The sequence below is a fragment of the Mesorhizobium sp. U510 genome (assembly GCF_059180695.1).
The window spans coordinates 2912986-2929798 of record NZ_CP180532.1; the positions used below are offsets into that span (position 1 = coordinate 2912986).

The window sequence follows — 16813 nt, forward strand, 5'->3', positions numbered from 1 at the left end:
CTACCTCTCCGTATGCAGGCATTACTGATGAATGATCGGGCTCACGATGACGTGCGGCTGAAGCTGCAGGCAGTTGGGGCGCGGACAGACGACCAAAGGCTGGACGGCAATCTCGTCGAGCAAATGAATGTTGACATCCAGGATGCGCAACGGCTCGCGTTTGCAGGCTTCGGCGACTTGCGGCGCCAGCGGTTGCGGGAAGGAGCAGATCGGATTGTTGCCGAGATAGGACTTTCCGATCACCGTATTGATGTGGGCGAAGTTCTCGATCCGGTTGCCCCTCAGATCGACGATCGACAGCGCTGGAAGCGAGCCGAGCGGCAGCGCATTGAAGACCCGGTTGTTGCGCAGATCGACATTCGACAACGCTGGCATGTTCGACAGATTGCCGACATCGGTGATCTGGTTGTCGTTCAGATAGATGTATTTGAGCCCGCTCGAGCCGAATCGCGGGATTGCCGACAGCCGGTTGGTGGCGAGGTTCAGTTTCTGAAGTCCCGTCAGCGAAGCGATCGGGGACACGTCGGTGATCACATTGTCGAACAGGTTGAGTTCGCCCAGCGCCCGGAAATAGACCACGGGGTTTACGGCGATGATCGACTTCTTGTTCAGCGTCAGGCTGCTCAGTGACTGCGCCCAGTTTTGCGCAGCGCTGCAATCGGCGCTATCGACGTGGTCGGCCTGCATGCGGCTGTCGAGTGCCGCCATGAAGCCGCGCACGTCGCCGAGCGCAATCGAATCGAACCGGTAGACGATACAGTACTCAGCGAAGCTGGCGTATTGCAGCGGCAGATTGCGCATGCCGGCGTCGTCGAGCAGCGGCAGGTCCGCCAGCGGCGTCACGGATTGCACGTGCGTGTTCGAGAAATAGAGCTTTGTCAGCTTGTTGAGCACCCCGATGCCGATCAGGTTCGACAGTGGATTGCCCTCGATGTTCAATTGTTCTAGGCGGCGCAATTGCAACACGCCCTGGATCGACGGGATCTGGTTGTTGCGGATCCAAAGCTTCGTCAGCCCCGGCACCGCCGACAACGCCGAGACGTCGGACAGCTGGTTGTCGGACAGGTCGATGGAGGTCAGATTTCCCATCACCGGGAAGAGCGAGACGCTGGTCAACCCGCGGTTCCTGGCATCGGCGAACTGGCGTGAATTGAGATCGTCATAGGCCTTGCCGCAGACGGTCTTGCCAGAGATCGACAGCAGAGCGTTCACTTCCGCAGTTTGCGCGGGCGTCAGAAAGTCGGTCTGGTTGCGCATCAGGCACGCCGACAGGAAGTCGTTCACCTGCACGGGATTGTCTGAAAGATCGAGGCTGATCAGCCCCGACAGCGCTGCCAGCGGCCTGACATTGGCGATCGAATTCTTCGACAGGTTGAGCGTGCCGAGATTGGTCAGGCCGGCAAGGGGCGAAACGTCGGTGATGGCATTGCTTGAGAGGTTGAGCGAGGTGAGCTGCGGCAAGGTGGCGAGCGGACGTAGGTCGCTGACGATCTTCGACGACAGGTCGAGCGCGGTGGTCGCCAGCAGCTTGTTGCCGACCGCCAGGCAGGTCCCGCTACCCTCCAGCTCGACCATGGCCCGGATGGTTTGCCCAAGCGGAGTCGCCGCGTCGCGGTGCAGCACGCACAGGTCGACGAAGCTCTGCCCGCCATTCGCGACGATGGGATTGCCGCTGAGGTTGATGGCCAGCGTCGAAGGGAAGCTGCCGAGATTGGCGAAGGTCTCGATCTTGTTGTTGGCGAGGTTGAGGCTGGTCAGGCCGCCGAGCGCGCTGAGCGGATCGAGCATATCGCCCGTGAGGGCATTGTTGGCGATGGACAGGATCGAGAGCGCCTGCAGGAATTGCAACGGCTCAAGGCTGGCGATCTTGTTGTCGTCGAGCGTGAGGTTCGTCAGCAACGCCAGCGCCGACAGCGCGCGGATGTCGGTGATGTCGTTGTCGGAGACGTCGGCCCGTGTCAGCGCGGTCAGCGGCGTCAGCGCGCTGATGTTGCTGATGTGATTGCCGGAAATGTCGAGGAAGGTCAGCGTTTTGAGCTTGGCCAGCGGCCCGGGGTCGGCGATCGAGTTGTTGGCGATCGACAGGCTGGTGAGGTTCTTCAGCACTGCAATCGGCTCGAGCGACTGCACGCCCTTGCCGTTCAGGTTCAGCGTCGTGATCGATTCCAGAAAGGTCTGTGCGGCGGCGCAGGCGGCGGGGTTGCCGAGCGCCGAGACCCCGCCGGGCGTTGAATCGAGCACCGCCATAACGGTCGCCGTTTCAGCCGGCGTGCGGTCGCCCTTGACACACCATTTGGCGAAGGTCGTCGGATTGTCGACCAGCGGCGCGCCGGAGAGGCACGCGATGGTGTGGATCTTGCCAGCGAAGAATGGCGTGGGGTCGGCATTCAGAGCCTGATCGAGATTGAGCTTCAGCTCGGTGACCAGCGGCGCGCAGCCGGGAATGTAGAGCCGGTCGGAAAATGTCGTCGCGCCGAAGTCGGAGGGGAATTGCAGGTAGTAGACAAGGCCGCTGCCATTGTCGTTGGCGAACACCTTGATCGGATATGTCCCGCCCGCAGGGCACAGCAGCGGATTGGCGGCCGGATCAGCGGCGACGATCGCGCTGTCGACGGCGGTCAGCACCTCCGAAGGAACTGTCGCGAAGCCAAGTCCACGGATCACCGCTTCCTCGTCCGCCTGGTCCCTGCAGCGGATGCGATAGCCACGCCCTTCGGAGATAAGCAACGGATAATGCAGCCGGTTCGCCTCCAGTGTCGGATCCTCGAACAGCACGACCTTCGGCTCGTCCGCGCGAGCCATGCCAGTCCCGGCGGCCACGAGCACGACCAGAACTAGGAGCAATTGGGCGATGCGGTTCATCTTGTGTCTCCTTTCGAGGCTCAGGCTGATCGACAAGGCTCAATCAGCCCGAACCGCTGGCGGCGCTACCTCTCGTCCGCCGCCTTGATGGTCCAATAGCTCGACGGATCGCGGTCGCAGGTGAACTGAAGGGCCGGGATGTTGTTCAAGTTGCTGACCCCGCCGGCAATCGTCAGGCACTTGCCGGTCTGGACGTTCTCCGCCTGAACGCCGTCGCGGGTCTCGACCAGGTTCCAGCGGCGCGAAGGATCGCTGTCACAGTTGAACTGCAGGGCCGGGATGTTGTCTTCGGTGCTGATCCCGCCGGCAATCGTCAGGCACTTGCCCGTCTGGACGTTCGCCACCTGGGAGCCGTCGCCTGTCTCGACCAGCCTCCAGCGCTGCCATTGACTGCTGCCGTTGCAGTCGAATTGCACCGTCGGTGCGTTGTTGTCGGTTCGTCCTTCCGCAACCGAAAGGCACCTTTCGGTTTGTCGGTTCACCAACATGACTTCGGGGTCAGCCGCCCGGATGCTCCAGAAGCGCGACGGATCCCGGTCGCAGTTGAACTGGAGGGCAGGGACGTTGTCATCGGTGCTCACCCCGCCGGCGATGGTCAGGCATTTCGCCGTCTGCACGTTTTCAGCCTGGAAGCCATCGCCGGTCGCGGTCAGCTTCCAGCGCCGCGACGGATCCCGGTCGCAGTCAAATTGAAGGGCCGGGATGTTGTTGCCGGTGCTGACCCCACCGGAAATCGTCAGGCATTTTCCGGTCCGCACGTTCTGCAGCTGAAAACCGTCATCTGTCTCGACCAGTTTCCAGCGACGCCACTGGTCGCCGTCGCAGGTGAACTGGACGGCTGGCGCGTTGTTGTCGAGGCGCCCCTCGGAAACAGCCAGGCATTTGCCGGTCTGCATATTGGCCATCACCACGTCTCCCTCCTTGATCGTCGTGATGCAGGCTTCAAAAATCTTGCTGGTGGCCGTGGTCGATTGCTCGGGTCGACTGATGCAGACCGGATTGCCGTCCAGCGAAGGATTGAACGGTAGGATGGCGCTGACGGACTGCGCCGTGGCCAGGCGGTTTGCGCGCAGGTTCGGAGCGGCGAGTTTGGTCAGGCTCATCAAGGGACGCGCATCCGTGATCCGGTTCTTCGACAGGTCGAGCGCGGTGAGCTCTTGCAGAAACCGCAGTGGCGACACGTCGACGATCTTGTTGCCGGCCAGAACCAGCCGTGTCAGCGCCCGTGCCGAGGCGAGCGGCCGCAGGTCGGCGATCTGGTTGGAACTGAGGTCGGCGTCGGCCAGATCCTTCATCACCGCCGCCACGTTGATGTTGCTGATCCTGTTTCGCGACAGATCGAGAAAGGTGAGTTTGGTCAGCTTTCCCAGATCCCGCGTGTCGGCAATTTCATTGCCCGACAAGGTCAGGCGCGTCAGATGGGTAAGCGTCGCCAGCGGTTCGAGGTTTGTCAGCCGTCGCCCGGCCAGGTCGAGTGTCGTGCTCGACGCGAGAAAGTCCTGCGCGCTTGCGCACGCCGCCGGATTGCCAAGAGCGGAGGCACCGCCAGGTGTCAGCTCGAGCAGTTCCTCGACCGTCGTCTTCTGGGCCGGATCAAGGTCATCCTTGATGCACCAACTGACAAAGGTCGTCGGCCGTCCGACAAGCGGCGGTCCCGCGACGCACGCGATGGTATGGACCTTTCCTGCGAAGAATGGGGTGGGGTCGGCGTCGATCGCCTGGTTGAGGTTGAGCGCCAGTCCCTCGACCAAAGGCGCGCAGCCAGGAATGTAAAGTTGGTCGGAAAAGGATGTTGACCCGAAATCGGTCGGGAACTGCAGGTAGTAGACGATACCGCTGCCTCCGTCGTGCGCGAAGACCTTGATCGGGTAGTTCTCGGCGGATGGACACAACAGCGGATTGGCGGCGGGGTCGGCGGCGACGACCGCATTGTCGACGGCGCTCAGCACTTGCGATGGCACGGTGGCGAAGCCTAGTCCGTGGATTACCGCCTCTTCGTCCGCCTGGTCGCTGCAACGGATGCGGTAGCCGCGTCCTTCGGAGATGAGCAGGGGATAGTGCAAGCGAGTGGCATTCAGCGTCGGATCCTCGAACAGGACGACCTTCGGTTCCTCGGCACGGGCAGGACCTGCGGTGATCGCCGCAAGCAGCGCCACCAACAGGAGCAGCGATTGGGCGATTCGGGTCATCTGGTTTTCCCCTTCCGCTCTATTCGACCAGGCTGAAGCGGCCTGGCCCGCAGGCTTGGCTGGTGTTGTCGTGTGCGATGTCGTTGCCCGGCAGCAGGAAACTGGCGCTGGAGGCGCTGTCGGCGAAACTGACCGCGCAGCGGAAGCCGGACACCGTAGAGGTGGTGAAATTCGCCGACGAACCGCGCTCGAGCTGGATAGCGGAGCCGACCGCAAGGCCCGCCGCCGTCGGCGCGAGCCCGTCCGAGCGGCCCGCCACGACCGCCCCGCGCAGTACCAGCGGATTGGCTGCGGCGATGTCGGTGAAGTCCATCCGCATCAGGCTGTCGGAGGTGAGCACCGCGCCGAAACGCGCGCGGACGAGGGTGGAGCGGACTGGCGCTTGTGCCGAAATCAGCAGCCGCGCCCGAACGCCCTGGATCGCCAGCATGTCTGCTTCAACCCTGAGCCCGCGCGCATAAAGGTCGGCCAGGCACAGCGACGCGCCGCGCGCCATCGGCGACAGTCCATCCGCCACGGTGCCGATGGTCACATCGTCGAGCGCGACCGCGCCGTTTTGAGCGATCACGGCAACGACCTCATCCGTCGTTTGATCGGCAGCCCGCGATAAGTCGATCCGCTCGAGTTCGAGCCGCGACAACCCGTCCGCGACGATGATCACCCCGGTGGCGGACAGGATGCATGACGACGTGCCGGCCGGCACCCGGTTGGCGGTGCCGACGAGCCGCGTGCGGGCGACGCCGGGGGCCGGCGCCATATGCACCGTCTTGAACGGCAGTCCCTTCAAGATCAGTGTCTGCGGCGTCTTAACCGATGCGGGCAGTTCGAGCCTGAGATTCGCCCGCCCTGCGCAATCGCCCTCGGAGGAGAATTGCGCCAGCGTCAGCGTGCCGCCATCATTGATGCGGCGAACGCACGTATCACTGGCCGACCCTCGACAGTCGAAGCTGGTACCCGGCGGCGGAGCGGCGGTCAGCGCGCGATCCGTCTCGCCCATCCAATCGCCAATGCCGGGGGCGGAGAGGCCGAGCGCCGATGTTAGAAGCGGGCAACCCGTGAAGGATAGCGCCCGCCCTTCCGCGAAAGTCCAGTCCAGCCGCGCATTGCCGAGGGGGTCGAGCGAGGTGATGGAGAGGCCTGCGGACAGCGGCGACAGGCCGAGGTCGATGCCCGGCTGCGCGAAGGCCGCGTGCTCGCGCTGATAGCCATCGCAGTTCGACAGACACAGGTCCACGAAGGGCGCCGAACGAAGCGCCGCTACCGCGTCGGCGCCGAGCAGGGTTACCGCCTCGGCCTCGGCGATACCGAAGAACGCTCGCAGCTTCGTCTCCGCCGCTTCGGCTGCGGCCGCATCGGCGATGATGTCGCGCGTAGCCTTGCCGTCGAGGCGCGCAATCGGCAGGTAGGAGGGCCGAGCGCCTTCGCCCGGTGGCGTGTAGCGCACGACATAGATCGTGTCGCCGATGCTTTCAGCGCTTAGGAAGGTTTCGAACCGGTGCAGGCTCCAGCGGGCCACGCTCGCCGCCGCAATATCCGATAGGCCCCCGAGATCGCTGCGTCCGCAATCGAGTACGAACGGTGTCCCGACATTGGGCGGCGCGGCAAAACCCTGGAGTACGCCCGGCAGTTGCAGCCGCTCGCGGATGGCAAGTGCCGCTTTGATCTCTGCGCAGGCGGTGGGCACGGCGAAATAGCCGGTGCCCGAGGGGGAAGGGAGATAGTAGTTGCCGGATGCCTCGACATCGGCCCAGATAGCGGTCGTCGCCTGCCAGTCGATATTGAACGCCGTCCCAGGACATGGCAGCCGAGGCTGCGCCCCAAAGCTGTTTTCAGCCTGAAGCTTGGCGAGCGTCGCCTCCGCGACGAGAGCGGTGTCGGGCAGGTGCAGCAACCTTTTCGCCTGACCCGCGCTGGAGCAGCCGGCGAGTTCCACCGCCTTGCCGTCGAAAAGCGCGACATAGACGTCGTTGTTCTGGTCGGTGACGAAAGCGGCAAGCTGCGGCTCGGCGCGGGCCACTGACGCGCCTGCGAGGATTAGGGTGAGCAATACGACCGCCCGTCTCATCTCAACTCGCTCAAGCAGCTTGCGGCGCGCGCGGGGTCCATGTTGACTTCGGTCATCAGCGGATCGAGGCCGGCTGACTGGCACAGCGCCTTGACGGTGATCGAATGCGGCCCTTGGAAGTCGACAGTAAGAGTTCCATTGGTGATCTGCCCGTTCTGGCCGACGCACAGCGGATTGTTGGCGAGCGCCGGCCGACGGCAGGTTCGGATGACGTCGGCCATCGCGCGGCGGTTGGTCAGTTCGCAGAAATAGATGCGGCAGAAGGCGGCCACCGCGGCGCGGTTCTCGGCATCGGCATTGATGATGCGCTTGATGTCTCCGACCAGTGCGCTCGCCTTGGCCTCGAAGGCGAGGCCGTCGACGCGCGTCTTCTCGCCCGCGATCTCGCCCGATCGTTCGGTGATCTTCGGCATCAGGTTGATGTTTTCCGAGGTTATGAACAGCCCGCCCTTCCACCGGTCGAACTCGTCGAGGATCGAGGTCGCCCTCAGGATCGCCTCTCGGTAGGCGTTGTAGATCGGCCCCATCTTGGTGTCGCGCGCCGCCTCATAGACCTGGTTCAAAGCGGCGTATTCCTTGTTCACCGTGTCGGCGCCCGCCTTGATGTCATCGATGCCGGCGCGCGAACTCTGCACTAGGCCCTCGGCTCGTTTCAGCTTGCGCGAGAACATCGCCGTGATCGGGCTCTCGACGCTGGCGAAGTAGCTCTCAATCACCTTGCCGGCCGCCCCATCGGCGAAGGCATCGATCTCGGTGTCGGACAGGTTGGAGATCAGGCCGCACTGGGCGTCGAAATCGGCGCTCAAGGGTCCGGCCTGGCACACGCTCATCTCGGCCAGCCTCTGATCGAGCGTTCGGTTCGAAGCGAGCCCGTCGGCATATTCGAACAGCGCATGGTTCCATTCGATCGCGTTCAGGTCGGCCTGGCTGTGGCGCCGGTCGCGGCAGAACAGTGTCTGCTCCATCCGGCTCTGGTTGCCCGAGGCGCGGTAGGCATCGAGATGGCGCGTCGCCTCCGCACAGTTCGCCAAGCCTGAAATCAGCCCGGCAAGTTGCTGGTGGACGGGCGGCAGTCCGCGGGTCTGCGCCTCCCGCATCAGGTTGGCCGCACGTTGGCTGTCGGCCGGACTGCGGGCCGGGCGATGGAAGACGCAGAGGCCTTGCTCGAAGGTCTTCAGCATGCCGTCCGGAATGGCCGGCCCCTCGCAGTTGGGAGCGTCGAGAACGCGCGATTCGATCGTATAGCCGGCGAGATTGTCGACGAAGAGGTCGCGCGCGGCTGCTCCCGTCGCGCTGAGCGCCAGGCCGAGCGCTGCTATGACCCCAACGGCTCTCATGGCGCGCTCGCGAAGATGAAATAGAGGGTGAACACGGCGCCGTCGAACGGACAATCGCTCGGCTGCAGCGACAGTCGGTACGAGCCGATCAGCGGCGCGCCGAGATAGGGCAGGATCAGGCTGGTGTCGTTCGACGGTCCGGGCGCGCGCGGGAATTTGCGCGCTTGGTAGCGATCCTGCACCCAGTAGCGGATGATCCGGTTGATCTCGTCGCCACTGTCGGCCTGGTTGAAGAAGGTCTGCAACGCCACCCGCTCCGGCCCAACCGAAATGTCTGCGCTGACCTCGCTCGATCCCTTGGTCAGCGGCTTGAAGACCAAGCCGCTGCCGCGGTGTTGCAAGGCGAAGCGGTTCCACTGTGCTCCCGTGCACTGGTAGTCTGTGCCGGCGAAGACATCGATCAGGGTCAGGTTCTTGCGCTCGCGGAATTTGTTGGGCGCCCACAGCGCGAAATAGCCGTTTGCCTTCATCAGCGCTTCGGTCGACGCGAACGGCGAAACCTCGAACTCGACATTCTCGTCGAGCGCCAGCTTGCGGGCGAAACCTGAATTGGCGGGCACGACGATCTGGGCGACATCGATATTGATCTGCCGCTCGTCGAAGAAGCGCTTGGCAACGATGTCGTCGATCATCGCCTGCAGCTGGGTTGCGTTGCGCACATAGACCATGGGCACTGTCGCCGCCTCGCCGGTGAAGGCCTGCACCACTTCAAAGCGGCGCCTCATCAGGTGCATCAGCCGGTTGGCGGTCTCGAGCACGCGCCGCTTAGTCACCAGATATTCGGGAATGCCCTTCATCAGATCGGCGACGGTGTCCTGGGTCGCGATGAACAGATTCTTGCGCGTCGCCGGATCGTCGATCTGTGTGACGAGCTTCGTCATGTCCTCCTGCTGCTTTGTAACCTCGGCCTGAACGTTGCTCTGGAATTTCAGGATGCTGTCCTGCAGCGCGCGGCTCTTGAGACCGAGATCCTTTGCCTGGTTCAGACCCGCGACGAGTTCCTCGGTGTTGCCGCGCGACTGCGTGATGCGCTGCTCGACGAAGGCGAGTTCGGCATCGTTCAGCGCCAGCATTTTGTCCTTCTGCCGGTCGCGCAGTTCATTGATCAGGTTGGTCGAGGCGTTTGATTCCTCGGCGAGGCCTGTCACGGTCGTCTGCGCGGCGCGGACGCGGTCGATGCGGCTGTTGGTTGCCGCGACCAGTTCGGCGACACGTGCGTTGTCCTGGTTGAGCTGGGCTTCCGACAGGGACAGCTTGTCGAGTTCGAGATTGAGGATCGCGATCTCGTTGGTCAGCCGGTCGATCGTGCGCTGTTGGTCGGTAATCTGGAAACTCAGCAAGTCGTTCTCGCGCGCCTGAAGATCGAGCCCGGCGAGGATGCGTTCGTGGTCGGACTTGAGCCGCGCCACCTGCTCGTCGATGCTGAGATCCTGGCTCTGGCAGTCGACCGCCGCCATCGAGCCCTGTAGCGCCAATTCCTTGATGTCCTGTGCCCCTTGCGCCAACCGGCCGGCCAGTTGGAAGTGCGTGTCGACCAGCGCCCTTGCCTTGAGCGCCTTGTCGAGATCGAGTTGCCCGATCGCCTGGCGGAGCTGCGTGAGACGCTGCTTCAGCGCATTGATTTCATTTATGTTCGCCTGAGTGATCTGGCCGGTGTTAATGATCGTCGACAGGATGGATTGGGCCGCCTCCAACGCCGCCCTGATCGGTTTGGCGACGTCCACCACAGTCGCGACCCCGCTGCCCAAACCGCAGGCGCAGGTGATGATTTCGGGTACCGCGGCGCCGATCGAATATGCACCTTGCACCGAAGTCAGGATGACCTGCGCGGCCTGTGTGGTGCCGTTGAACGCCAGGAACCAGGCGATCACTTCCGACAACTGGCCGTCGACCTGGTCGCGCGCCTCCTCAAGGTCCGCCTTCCTCTTCGCGTAGAGGTCTCGCTCGGCTTCGTAGAGTTTCTTGGCGAAGTCCGTTTCCGTCTGGGAAAAAGAACCGCAATCGACGTTTGCAAGTTCCTGCGGCAGGGAGATGTTCGACGTGATCATCTGCTGGTCGGCGATCAGCGGCTCGACATCGGCGAAGTCGGCACTGCCGATGACGCACTTCATCAGGAACGCTTTCGCTTGTGTCTGCGAGTTCAAGAGCTGGGCCCGGAGGCCCGACTGACCGTCCGGGCCGCACATCTGGGCAACGTATTGGTTGCGCGTGAAGGCCGGCGTCACGGTCTGGCATGGCTGTTCGCCCGCGAGCAGCGGCGTGAACGGATGGTCGGCTGTATCTCCGATCAGGGCGAGCTGATTCTCGATGCCGCAAAGCTGCTCTCGGTCGACGGCCCGGCGGCGCTGATAGAGGTCGGTCTGGCGCAGTTGCAGTTCGGTGATTGTGTCGTTGGCGCGGGCGATCGCGCCCTGGTTGTTGGTGATCTGCGTTTGAAGGATCTGCCGCTGGCGAACCGCCTGTTCGAGCTGGTTGGCGTTGCGCTCGGTCTGGCGGGCATATTCGGTGATCTGGCTTTCGAGCGACGAAATCTGCAGATCGAGGTTCATCTGCGTCATTTCCCAGTTCAGCAGCCAGCGCAGTTCGTTGCGCCGTTCGACTTCGGCCTCCTTTGAGAGGACGATCAGGTCGAGTTCCTGCCTGTCATTGATCTGGCGGCGCTGGTTTTCGAACTCGGCGATCTTGGTGCCGAGCTCGATTTCCAGCGATCTGATCTGCTGGCGATAGCCGAACGTGTCCTTCTCGGCGTCGACCGCGTTGATCTCTTGCTGGACGGTGGTGGCGAAGGTCTGTGCCTCGTGCTCCAGCTTGCCGATCTTGTGGGCGATAAGGTTGACTTCCTGGCTGCGGATCGTCCGCTCCTCGTCGAGCGCGCGGGTCGCTTCGCCTTCCTTGTTGGCGTACCACCGCTCAACCAGCGCCTCGACATTGCGCTCGACCTCGGTCAACCGCTGCTCGCTCTCGGCCAGGGCCTGCTGCAGTTCCTCGAACGGAATCGTCGTGAACTGCATCGGGTCGATGTTGAGGAACAGGAAGCCCTTGCGCACGCTGTCCATGCGCGCATCGAGGTCGCTCTGCTGCAGCAGCAGGTCGGCGCGCAGGTCGTCGTAGGTGGACTCGCCCGGAATATCCATCTGCGTCTCGACCAGCACCCACATCGCGGCCTCGTAGTTGGTGTAGGCCTTGGAGAGGTTGGGTTGGCTGTCGAGGCCAGCGCCTCCGACGGCGCCAAGCGTATCGTTGACCAGGAAGTCGAGCGCCTTGACGCGTGCTTCCGAGACGGTCTGGTACCAGACGTCCCCGGTGTTCATCAGCAGCTGGATCTTCAGCGAGGACAGCGCCGTCAGCTGCCGCACGAAGGTGCGGTAACTTGCATCTTCTCCCGCCGCGGTGCCCTGGTCACCGCCTTGTTGTCGGGCGAGAATGCGAAGACCTCGGTCGACGATCTCAATGCCTTGCCGGCCGAATTCCTGCGCCGATTGCGGCGAAACGGGCGTATCGTTGCGGCTGACGCCGCTTGCCGACGACAGGAAGGGCATGTCGGCGGCGAGGAACAGGCGATAGCGTCCAAGTTGCAGGTGGCAGTCGAAATCGCACACGATCGCCAGCCGTCCGGTCGCCTCGTCGCCGCAGGTCGTCAGGAACTGTTCGAGCTCGGTGGCGACTTCACCCATGTATTTCACGTCGGCGCGGAAATTGGCGATCTTGAGCAGCGTCGTCAGCTCGCCGGCATGGCCGGCCGCCGCGTCGACATCGAGCGCCATGCAGTCCTGCGCGCGCGCCATTCCTGCCGCGCCGAAAACGATGCTGACGACCAGTCCGCAAAGCAGGAAGAACCGTCTCATGGTTGCCCCGTCGACAGAAAGACCTCGGAAATCTGGCGCACGTGCCGTGCAAGCTCGGCCATCTGCGCCTTGGAAAGCGATGGATTCTGGAACCGCCCGACCACCGCCCGGGCATGGTTGATGCAGTCCTCGTAGGGGCCGTTGATCCTCGCGGTCAGAGCACCGGTGTCGAGCGTGAGATCCAGCCTCGAATACGCTCCCGCCAGTCCTGCGCAGGAAGAAAGCTCGGCGGTGATCGCCGGATCGTCGACGACATGCGCGAGCCCGGACAGAGCCGTCATGACGCTTTCTATCTGCCCGACGATCTGCGTCATCCGTGCCTTGCCGTCTTCGAACTCCTTCAGCGATTCCGGCTGGTTGAGGCTGGAGAGGTCGACGGCCTGCAGCGCGGCGATCGTCTCGGCTGCCTTCAGCTGATCCTCCTTGACGAGGACCATGTTAGCCTGCGCGTTGCCAAGCACACGCTCCAGCTCCATCACCTCGGCCGACTTGATCGACACGTCCATCTCGTTGACCAGCGACTGGTATTCGGTCGAAGCGGCGTTCATCAGGTTGAGCGTGTCGTCGACCTTCGTCCTGACCGCCTTGACGATTTGCGCGCGCACCCGCGTCTCGATCAGGCCGGTCGTTTCGGCCCGGCCGCGTACCGGCCTGACCGAACAGACCAGTTTCGCCAGCGCGTCCGAGCCGAGCCGAGCACGCACTGCCTCGACGATCGGGAACAGCGGACGCCATGCCGCGGGCAGCGCATCCATGCTGGCGCCCGACAAAGGTCCAGCATTGATCTCGTTCATCCGCGTCAGGTGTCGGCATTTCTCCGGCAGGTCGGCCCCGGAGAAGTAAAGCCGCCCGGTAATCAGATAGGCCTCTACGGCGGCGGCGTATTGTCGGCCGACGAGCGCGGCGAGCTCTTCGGCGCTATCGGTCGAGATTGGGGCGAAGAAGCGGTAGCGGCTTAGGTAGATCTCCGACCACGCGAGCCGTCGCATCAGCACCGAGGCGTCGTCGGCCGAAAGCGGGATGATCGGAAAGCCGACGCTGCGGCTGCCGCCGGAGGAGCCCGACGCCTCGCCGATCACCTCGCCGGCGAAGGGCAGGCCGAAATCGGGCTGCGTTGCCTCGTGGCTCGGTTCGACGGCGGCGGGACCGGGGGCGAGCAGGTTGAACCGGCTCGTCTCGGGCGTTGCGTTCGAGAGCGTCGCGTTCCAGAAGCCGTCGAGTTTCTCGGAAGTGTAGGCGCGCTCCAGGATCGATGCGGCGCTGGCCGCGTCGGCCAGGACGCAACTGACGATCAGAGACAACGCGATGTCTCGGAGGCTTGTCATCGGCAGTACCACACCCTGTCTGCCGCGCCAGCCTGGGCGCAGATCCCGGTCGCGGCACCGTGCGCCTTCCAGTCTGCCTTTATCTTGGCGAGATCGTTGAATGCCCCTTGGGCCGCGTTGTCGGCATGAACCTCGGCGTCCAGCCGCCAGAAGGGCTTTGCCGGATCGGTGGGCAGCAGCACTCCGATCATGTTGATGTGGAAGGCGGAGACCTTGAGAAAATCTTCCGCGCTGGCGACCGTGTTGCGATTGAGATTGGCGTATTGCTCTGGCGTGACGTTGCCGAGCGCCCGCTTGAATTCTCCCTCCGAGACTTCGACCGAGCGCAGCATCTGCGTCGTATTCGCGGCCAGGCCGTCGAGAATCGAGGTGTTGGCGACCAGCGTCGCGCCCGCCCCGGTCACCGGTCCGAAGATCTCAGCGAAAATGGCGCGGATCGCCTTCAGATGCGTTTCGGCCGACTTGATTTCGACGCGGCGCAGGGCGATCCCCGTTTCGAGGTCGGACGCCCGACTGACGAAGCTTCTCAGCGCCAATTGCAGCGTGTCGAACGACGAACGAGCTTCCGGCGGCGGCTGCAGGAACACCGAGCGTGCATAGCGTACGGCCTCGCTACGGGCGATGTCCTCGACCGTGGCGCGTGTCAGCGCCGATTCCGGGCAGCCGGTGACGTCGCCGAGGTCGGTCAGCATCTGCGCGGCATGATAGATTTGATCCATCTGGCGCATCGTGCCGAACGAGCCGCTGGTGGTGAACTCGGCCTCAACGCCGGACAGGTAGTCGGTCAGGTATTCGCGCGCGAACTTCACCATCTCGCACTGCACGCCGGCGGCGCGCTCGCGGATGTGGCGGCCGTAAAACGATGCACCGACGAAGTATTTCTGGTCGGGCGTCGGTTCGAACCGCTCGACGAAGAGCGACTGGATAACGGTATCATATTCGCCGCACGCATAAGTGCGTTCGAGGCATGCGGAGTCGGTCTGCAGGTCGCACTGTGACAGCGCCTGGCCGCACATTTGCTGAGCTGCGGCAAGGTTAGTTCCTCCGCCGCAGACAAGAAGCGCTGCCAGGGCGATCGCTGGATTGAAGACGTGTTTCTTCAGCAAGACGAGCAAAAGAAAATGCACGAAAGCCCCCCGGCCACCGGAGCGGCGGCCTCATCGCTCTTTACAGGCAATATCTTTGCAAGTTCAATTTTGTATTGGGTCGCTACAGCGAGGATCGGCCACAAAAAGTGTGGCTAATTCAAATTCAACTTCGCCGAATAACGCATTTATAGAATGTAAACTAAAACGGATTGGCGACCAATGCACCTGGTTTTTGGCTTCCGTTACGGAAATCCGTGCCAAAGTGTCGACGCGGTTAACGTATCGTAAAGAATTGCCTTTCCCGCGGCTTTCGATCCAGTTGCTTGAACGTCTAAGCTTTTGTTCGAAAGGAAATCTGGCTCGGCCGGCACGAACGTCGCCGATGAGACGGAGGCGCTCGTGTCGGGACAATAGCTGGGCGTACCGGAACCCCCGTGACGCCGGATTGAACGACAACGTCAACAAGATCTCCGTCGATCTCAGCGACCGGTGGGTGCGGCGGGTCAGAGTAGCTAGTACCTTCGACACGACCGTCGGCGAGCTCGGTGTCATTGGAGAGCACAGCATACTCGATCTGCGCCTACATCCCCTATGAAATAAAGACGCTTCGAAAGGGGAGAGGGCTACAGCGTAGAACGGCGTGCACAAAGACAGGTCTACTTTGCGGCGCAAGTCGGTCGTAGAGTTGAGCCTTGCCGTTGACCAAAGCTGCCGTTCGTCGGATCATGAAATTAATAGGCGGCGTGGCCAAGACCATGCCCGTTTCGTCTCAGACTAAAACTGCGCAGAGGTTCAGCTTCATCGTTCGAGGCAGATCGCCACGCCCTGGCCGCCGCCGATGCAGAGTGAGGCCAGGCCTTTGCGGGCGTTGCGCCTCGTCATCTCGTGGAGCAGCGTCACCACGATGCGGCAGCCGGATCCGGCCAGCGGATGGCCGAGCGCGATGGCGCCACCGCTGATGTTGATGATCTCCTCGTTCCAGCCCATCTCGCGGTTGACCGCGATGGCCTGCGCGGCAAAGGCCTCATTGATCTCCATGACGTCGAGCTCGTATGCCTGCCAGCCGGCCTTCTCCAGCGCAAGGTGTGAGGCCGCGACCGGCCCCAACCCCATGTCCATCGGCTCGACCCCCGCCGAAGCATAGGACGCGATGCGGGCGAGGGGCTTTAGCCCGAGTTCGTTCATCCGTGTTTCCGACATCACAAGTACGGCTGCCGCACCGTCGTTGAGGCCTGAGGCGTTGCCGGCCGTGATTGTCCCCGCCGGATCGAAGACCGGCTTTAGTCGACCAAGTCCTTCGAGGGTGGTCGCGGGGTTTGGATGTTCGTCGCGGCCGACGATGACATCGCCCTGCCTGGTCTTTATCGAGACAGGGACGATCTCGTCACCGAACCTTCCGGAACGGATGGCGGCCTCGGCTTTCTCCTGCGAGCGCAACGCGAAACCGTCCTGCTCGTCACGCGTGATCTGGTAGCGCTGCGCCAGGGACTCGACCGTGACGCCCATATGAACCTGATGGAAGGCGTCCCACAGCCCGTCAGTGATGATCGAATCCTTGACGACCCGGTCGCCCATGCGCACGCCGCCGCGAATGCCTGACATGAAATGCGGCGCCGACGTCATCGAGTCCTGTCCGCCGGCGATCACGCAATCGGCGTCGCCGCAGCGTATGGCCTGCGCGGCAAGATGGATCGACTTCTGTCCGGCGCCGCACACCTTGTTGACCGTCATCGCCGGCACGCTGACCGGCAGGCCGCCCCTGAGCGATGCCTGCCTTGCCGGGTTCTGCCCGGCGCCACCGGTCAGCACCTGGCCCATGATCACCTCGCTGACGGCATCGGGCGCAAGCCCGGTTTCGGCGAGCATCGCTTGAATGAGCTGCCCGCCCAGTTCCGCCGCCGAGAGGCTGGCGAGCGCGCCGTTGAGCTTGCCGATCGGCGTGCGTTTGGCCGCGACGATATACACCGCATCCTGCAATTTCCCGTCCTCCACCTCCGCGGCACACAGGCTGTGCTCGCCGCTTGACATTCTGGTTATAACCAATAATCTGAAAGCAACATGCAGACAAGATGACGGCTTCGTGCCGGCCTGCATTCCGGGAG

The 16813-nt window shown here is 63.2% G+C and carries 8 protein-coding genes; all 8 read right to left on the minus strand.

Annotated elements, in window-relative coordinates; translation table 11 throughout:
• Nucleotides 1-21: 21 nt before the first annotated feature.
• The 8 genes from ACLGL5_RS15650 to ACLGL5_RS15685 all read right to left on the minus strand — a co-directional run bounded on the left by ACLGL5_RS15650 (nt 22) and on the right by ACLGL5_RS15685 (nt 16688).
• Nucleotides 22-2862 carry a leucine-rich repeat domain-containing protein gene (locus tag ACLGL5_RS15650; RefSeq protein WP_069091485.1) on the minus strand — a complete coding sequence of 947 codons (2841 nt, stop codon included), beginning with the start codon at nt 2860-2862 and terminating at the stop codon, nt 22-24.
• A 65-nt stretch (nt 2863-2927) separates the two neighbouring features.
• Nucleotides 2928-5051 (minus strand): RICIN domain-containing protein, encoded by a 2124-nt coding sequence (locus tag ACLGL5_RS15655; RefSeq protein ID WP_069091486.1) that lies wholly within the window; start codon nt 5049-5051, stop codon nt 2928-2930.
• 19 nt (nt 5052-5070) lie between these two features.
• A complete protein-coding gene (locus tag ACLGL5_RS15660) occupies nt 5071-7098 on the minus strand; it encodes a hypothetical protein (protein WP_141700913.1) in 2028 nt (675 codons plus the stop codon).
• Nucleotides 7099-7112: 14 nt separating this feature from the next.
• On the minus strand, nt 7113-8453 hold the full coding sequence (locus tag ACLGL5_RS15665) for a hypothetical protein (RefSeq protein ID WP_038644950.1): 1341 nt from the start codon (nt 8451-8453) through the stop codon (nt 7113-7115).
• Entirely contained in the window at nt 8450-12298 is a 3849-nt protein-coding gene (locus ACLGL5_RS15670) for a coiled-coil domain-containing protein (protein WP_069091488.1), read from the minus strand. Before ACLGL5_RS15670 ends, ACLGL5_RS15665 begins: the two co-directional genes overlap by 4 nt.
• On the minus strand, nt 12295-13623 hold the full coding sequence (locus ACLGL5_RS15675) for a hypothetical protein (protein ID WP_069091489.1): 1329 nt from the start codon (nt 13621-13623) through the stop codon (nt 12295-12297). The genes ACLGL5_RS15670 and ACLGL5_RS15675 overlap by 4 nt, the downstream gene beginning before the upstream one ends.
• Nucleotides 13620-14750 carry a hypothetical protein gene (locus tag ACLGL5_RS15680; RefSeq protein ID WP_245307095.1) on the minus strand — a complete coding sequence of 377 codons (1131 nt, stop codon included), beginning with the start codon at nt 14748-14750 and terminating at the stop codon, nt 13620-13622. The genes ACLGL5_RS15675 and ACLGL5_RS15680 overlap by 4 nt, the downstream gene beginning before the upstream one ends.
• Before the next feature lie 759 nt (nt 14751-15509).
• Nucleotides 15510-16688, minus strand: coding sequence for an acetyl-CoA C-acetyltransferase (locus ACLGL5_RS15685; RefSeq protein ID WP_027046544.1), 1179 nt, complete (start codon nt 16686-16688; stop codon nt 15510-15512).
• Between the last annotated feature and the right edge of the window lie 125 nt (nt 16689-16813).

Bases quoted from the DNA above. Each gene is read 5' to 3' on its own strand.
- ACLGL5_RS15665 (WP_038644950.1), bottom strand. From the start codon at position 8,453: ATGAGAGCCGTTGGGGTCATAGCAGCGCTCGGCCTGGCGCTCAGCGCG.
- ACLGL5_RS15675 (WP_069091489.1), bottom strand. From the start codon at position 13,623: ATGACAAGCCTCCGAGACATCGCGTTGTCTCTGATCGTCAGTTGCGTC.
- ACLGL5_RS15670 (WP_069091488.1), bottom strand. From the start codon at position 12,298: ATGAGACGGTTCTTCCTGCTTTGCGGACTGGTCGTCAGCATCGTTTTC.
- ACLGL5_RS15655 (WP_069091486.1), bottom strand. From the start codon at position 5,051: ATGACCCGAATCGCCCAATCGCTGCTCCTGTTGGTGGCGCTGCTTGCG.
- ACLGL5_RS15650 (WP_069091485.1), bottom strand. From the start codon at position 2,862: ATGAACCGCATCGCCCAATTGCTCCTAGTTCTGGTCGTGCTCGTGGCC.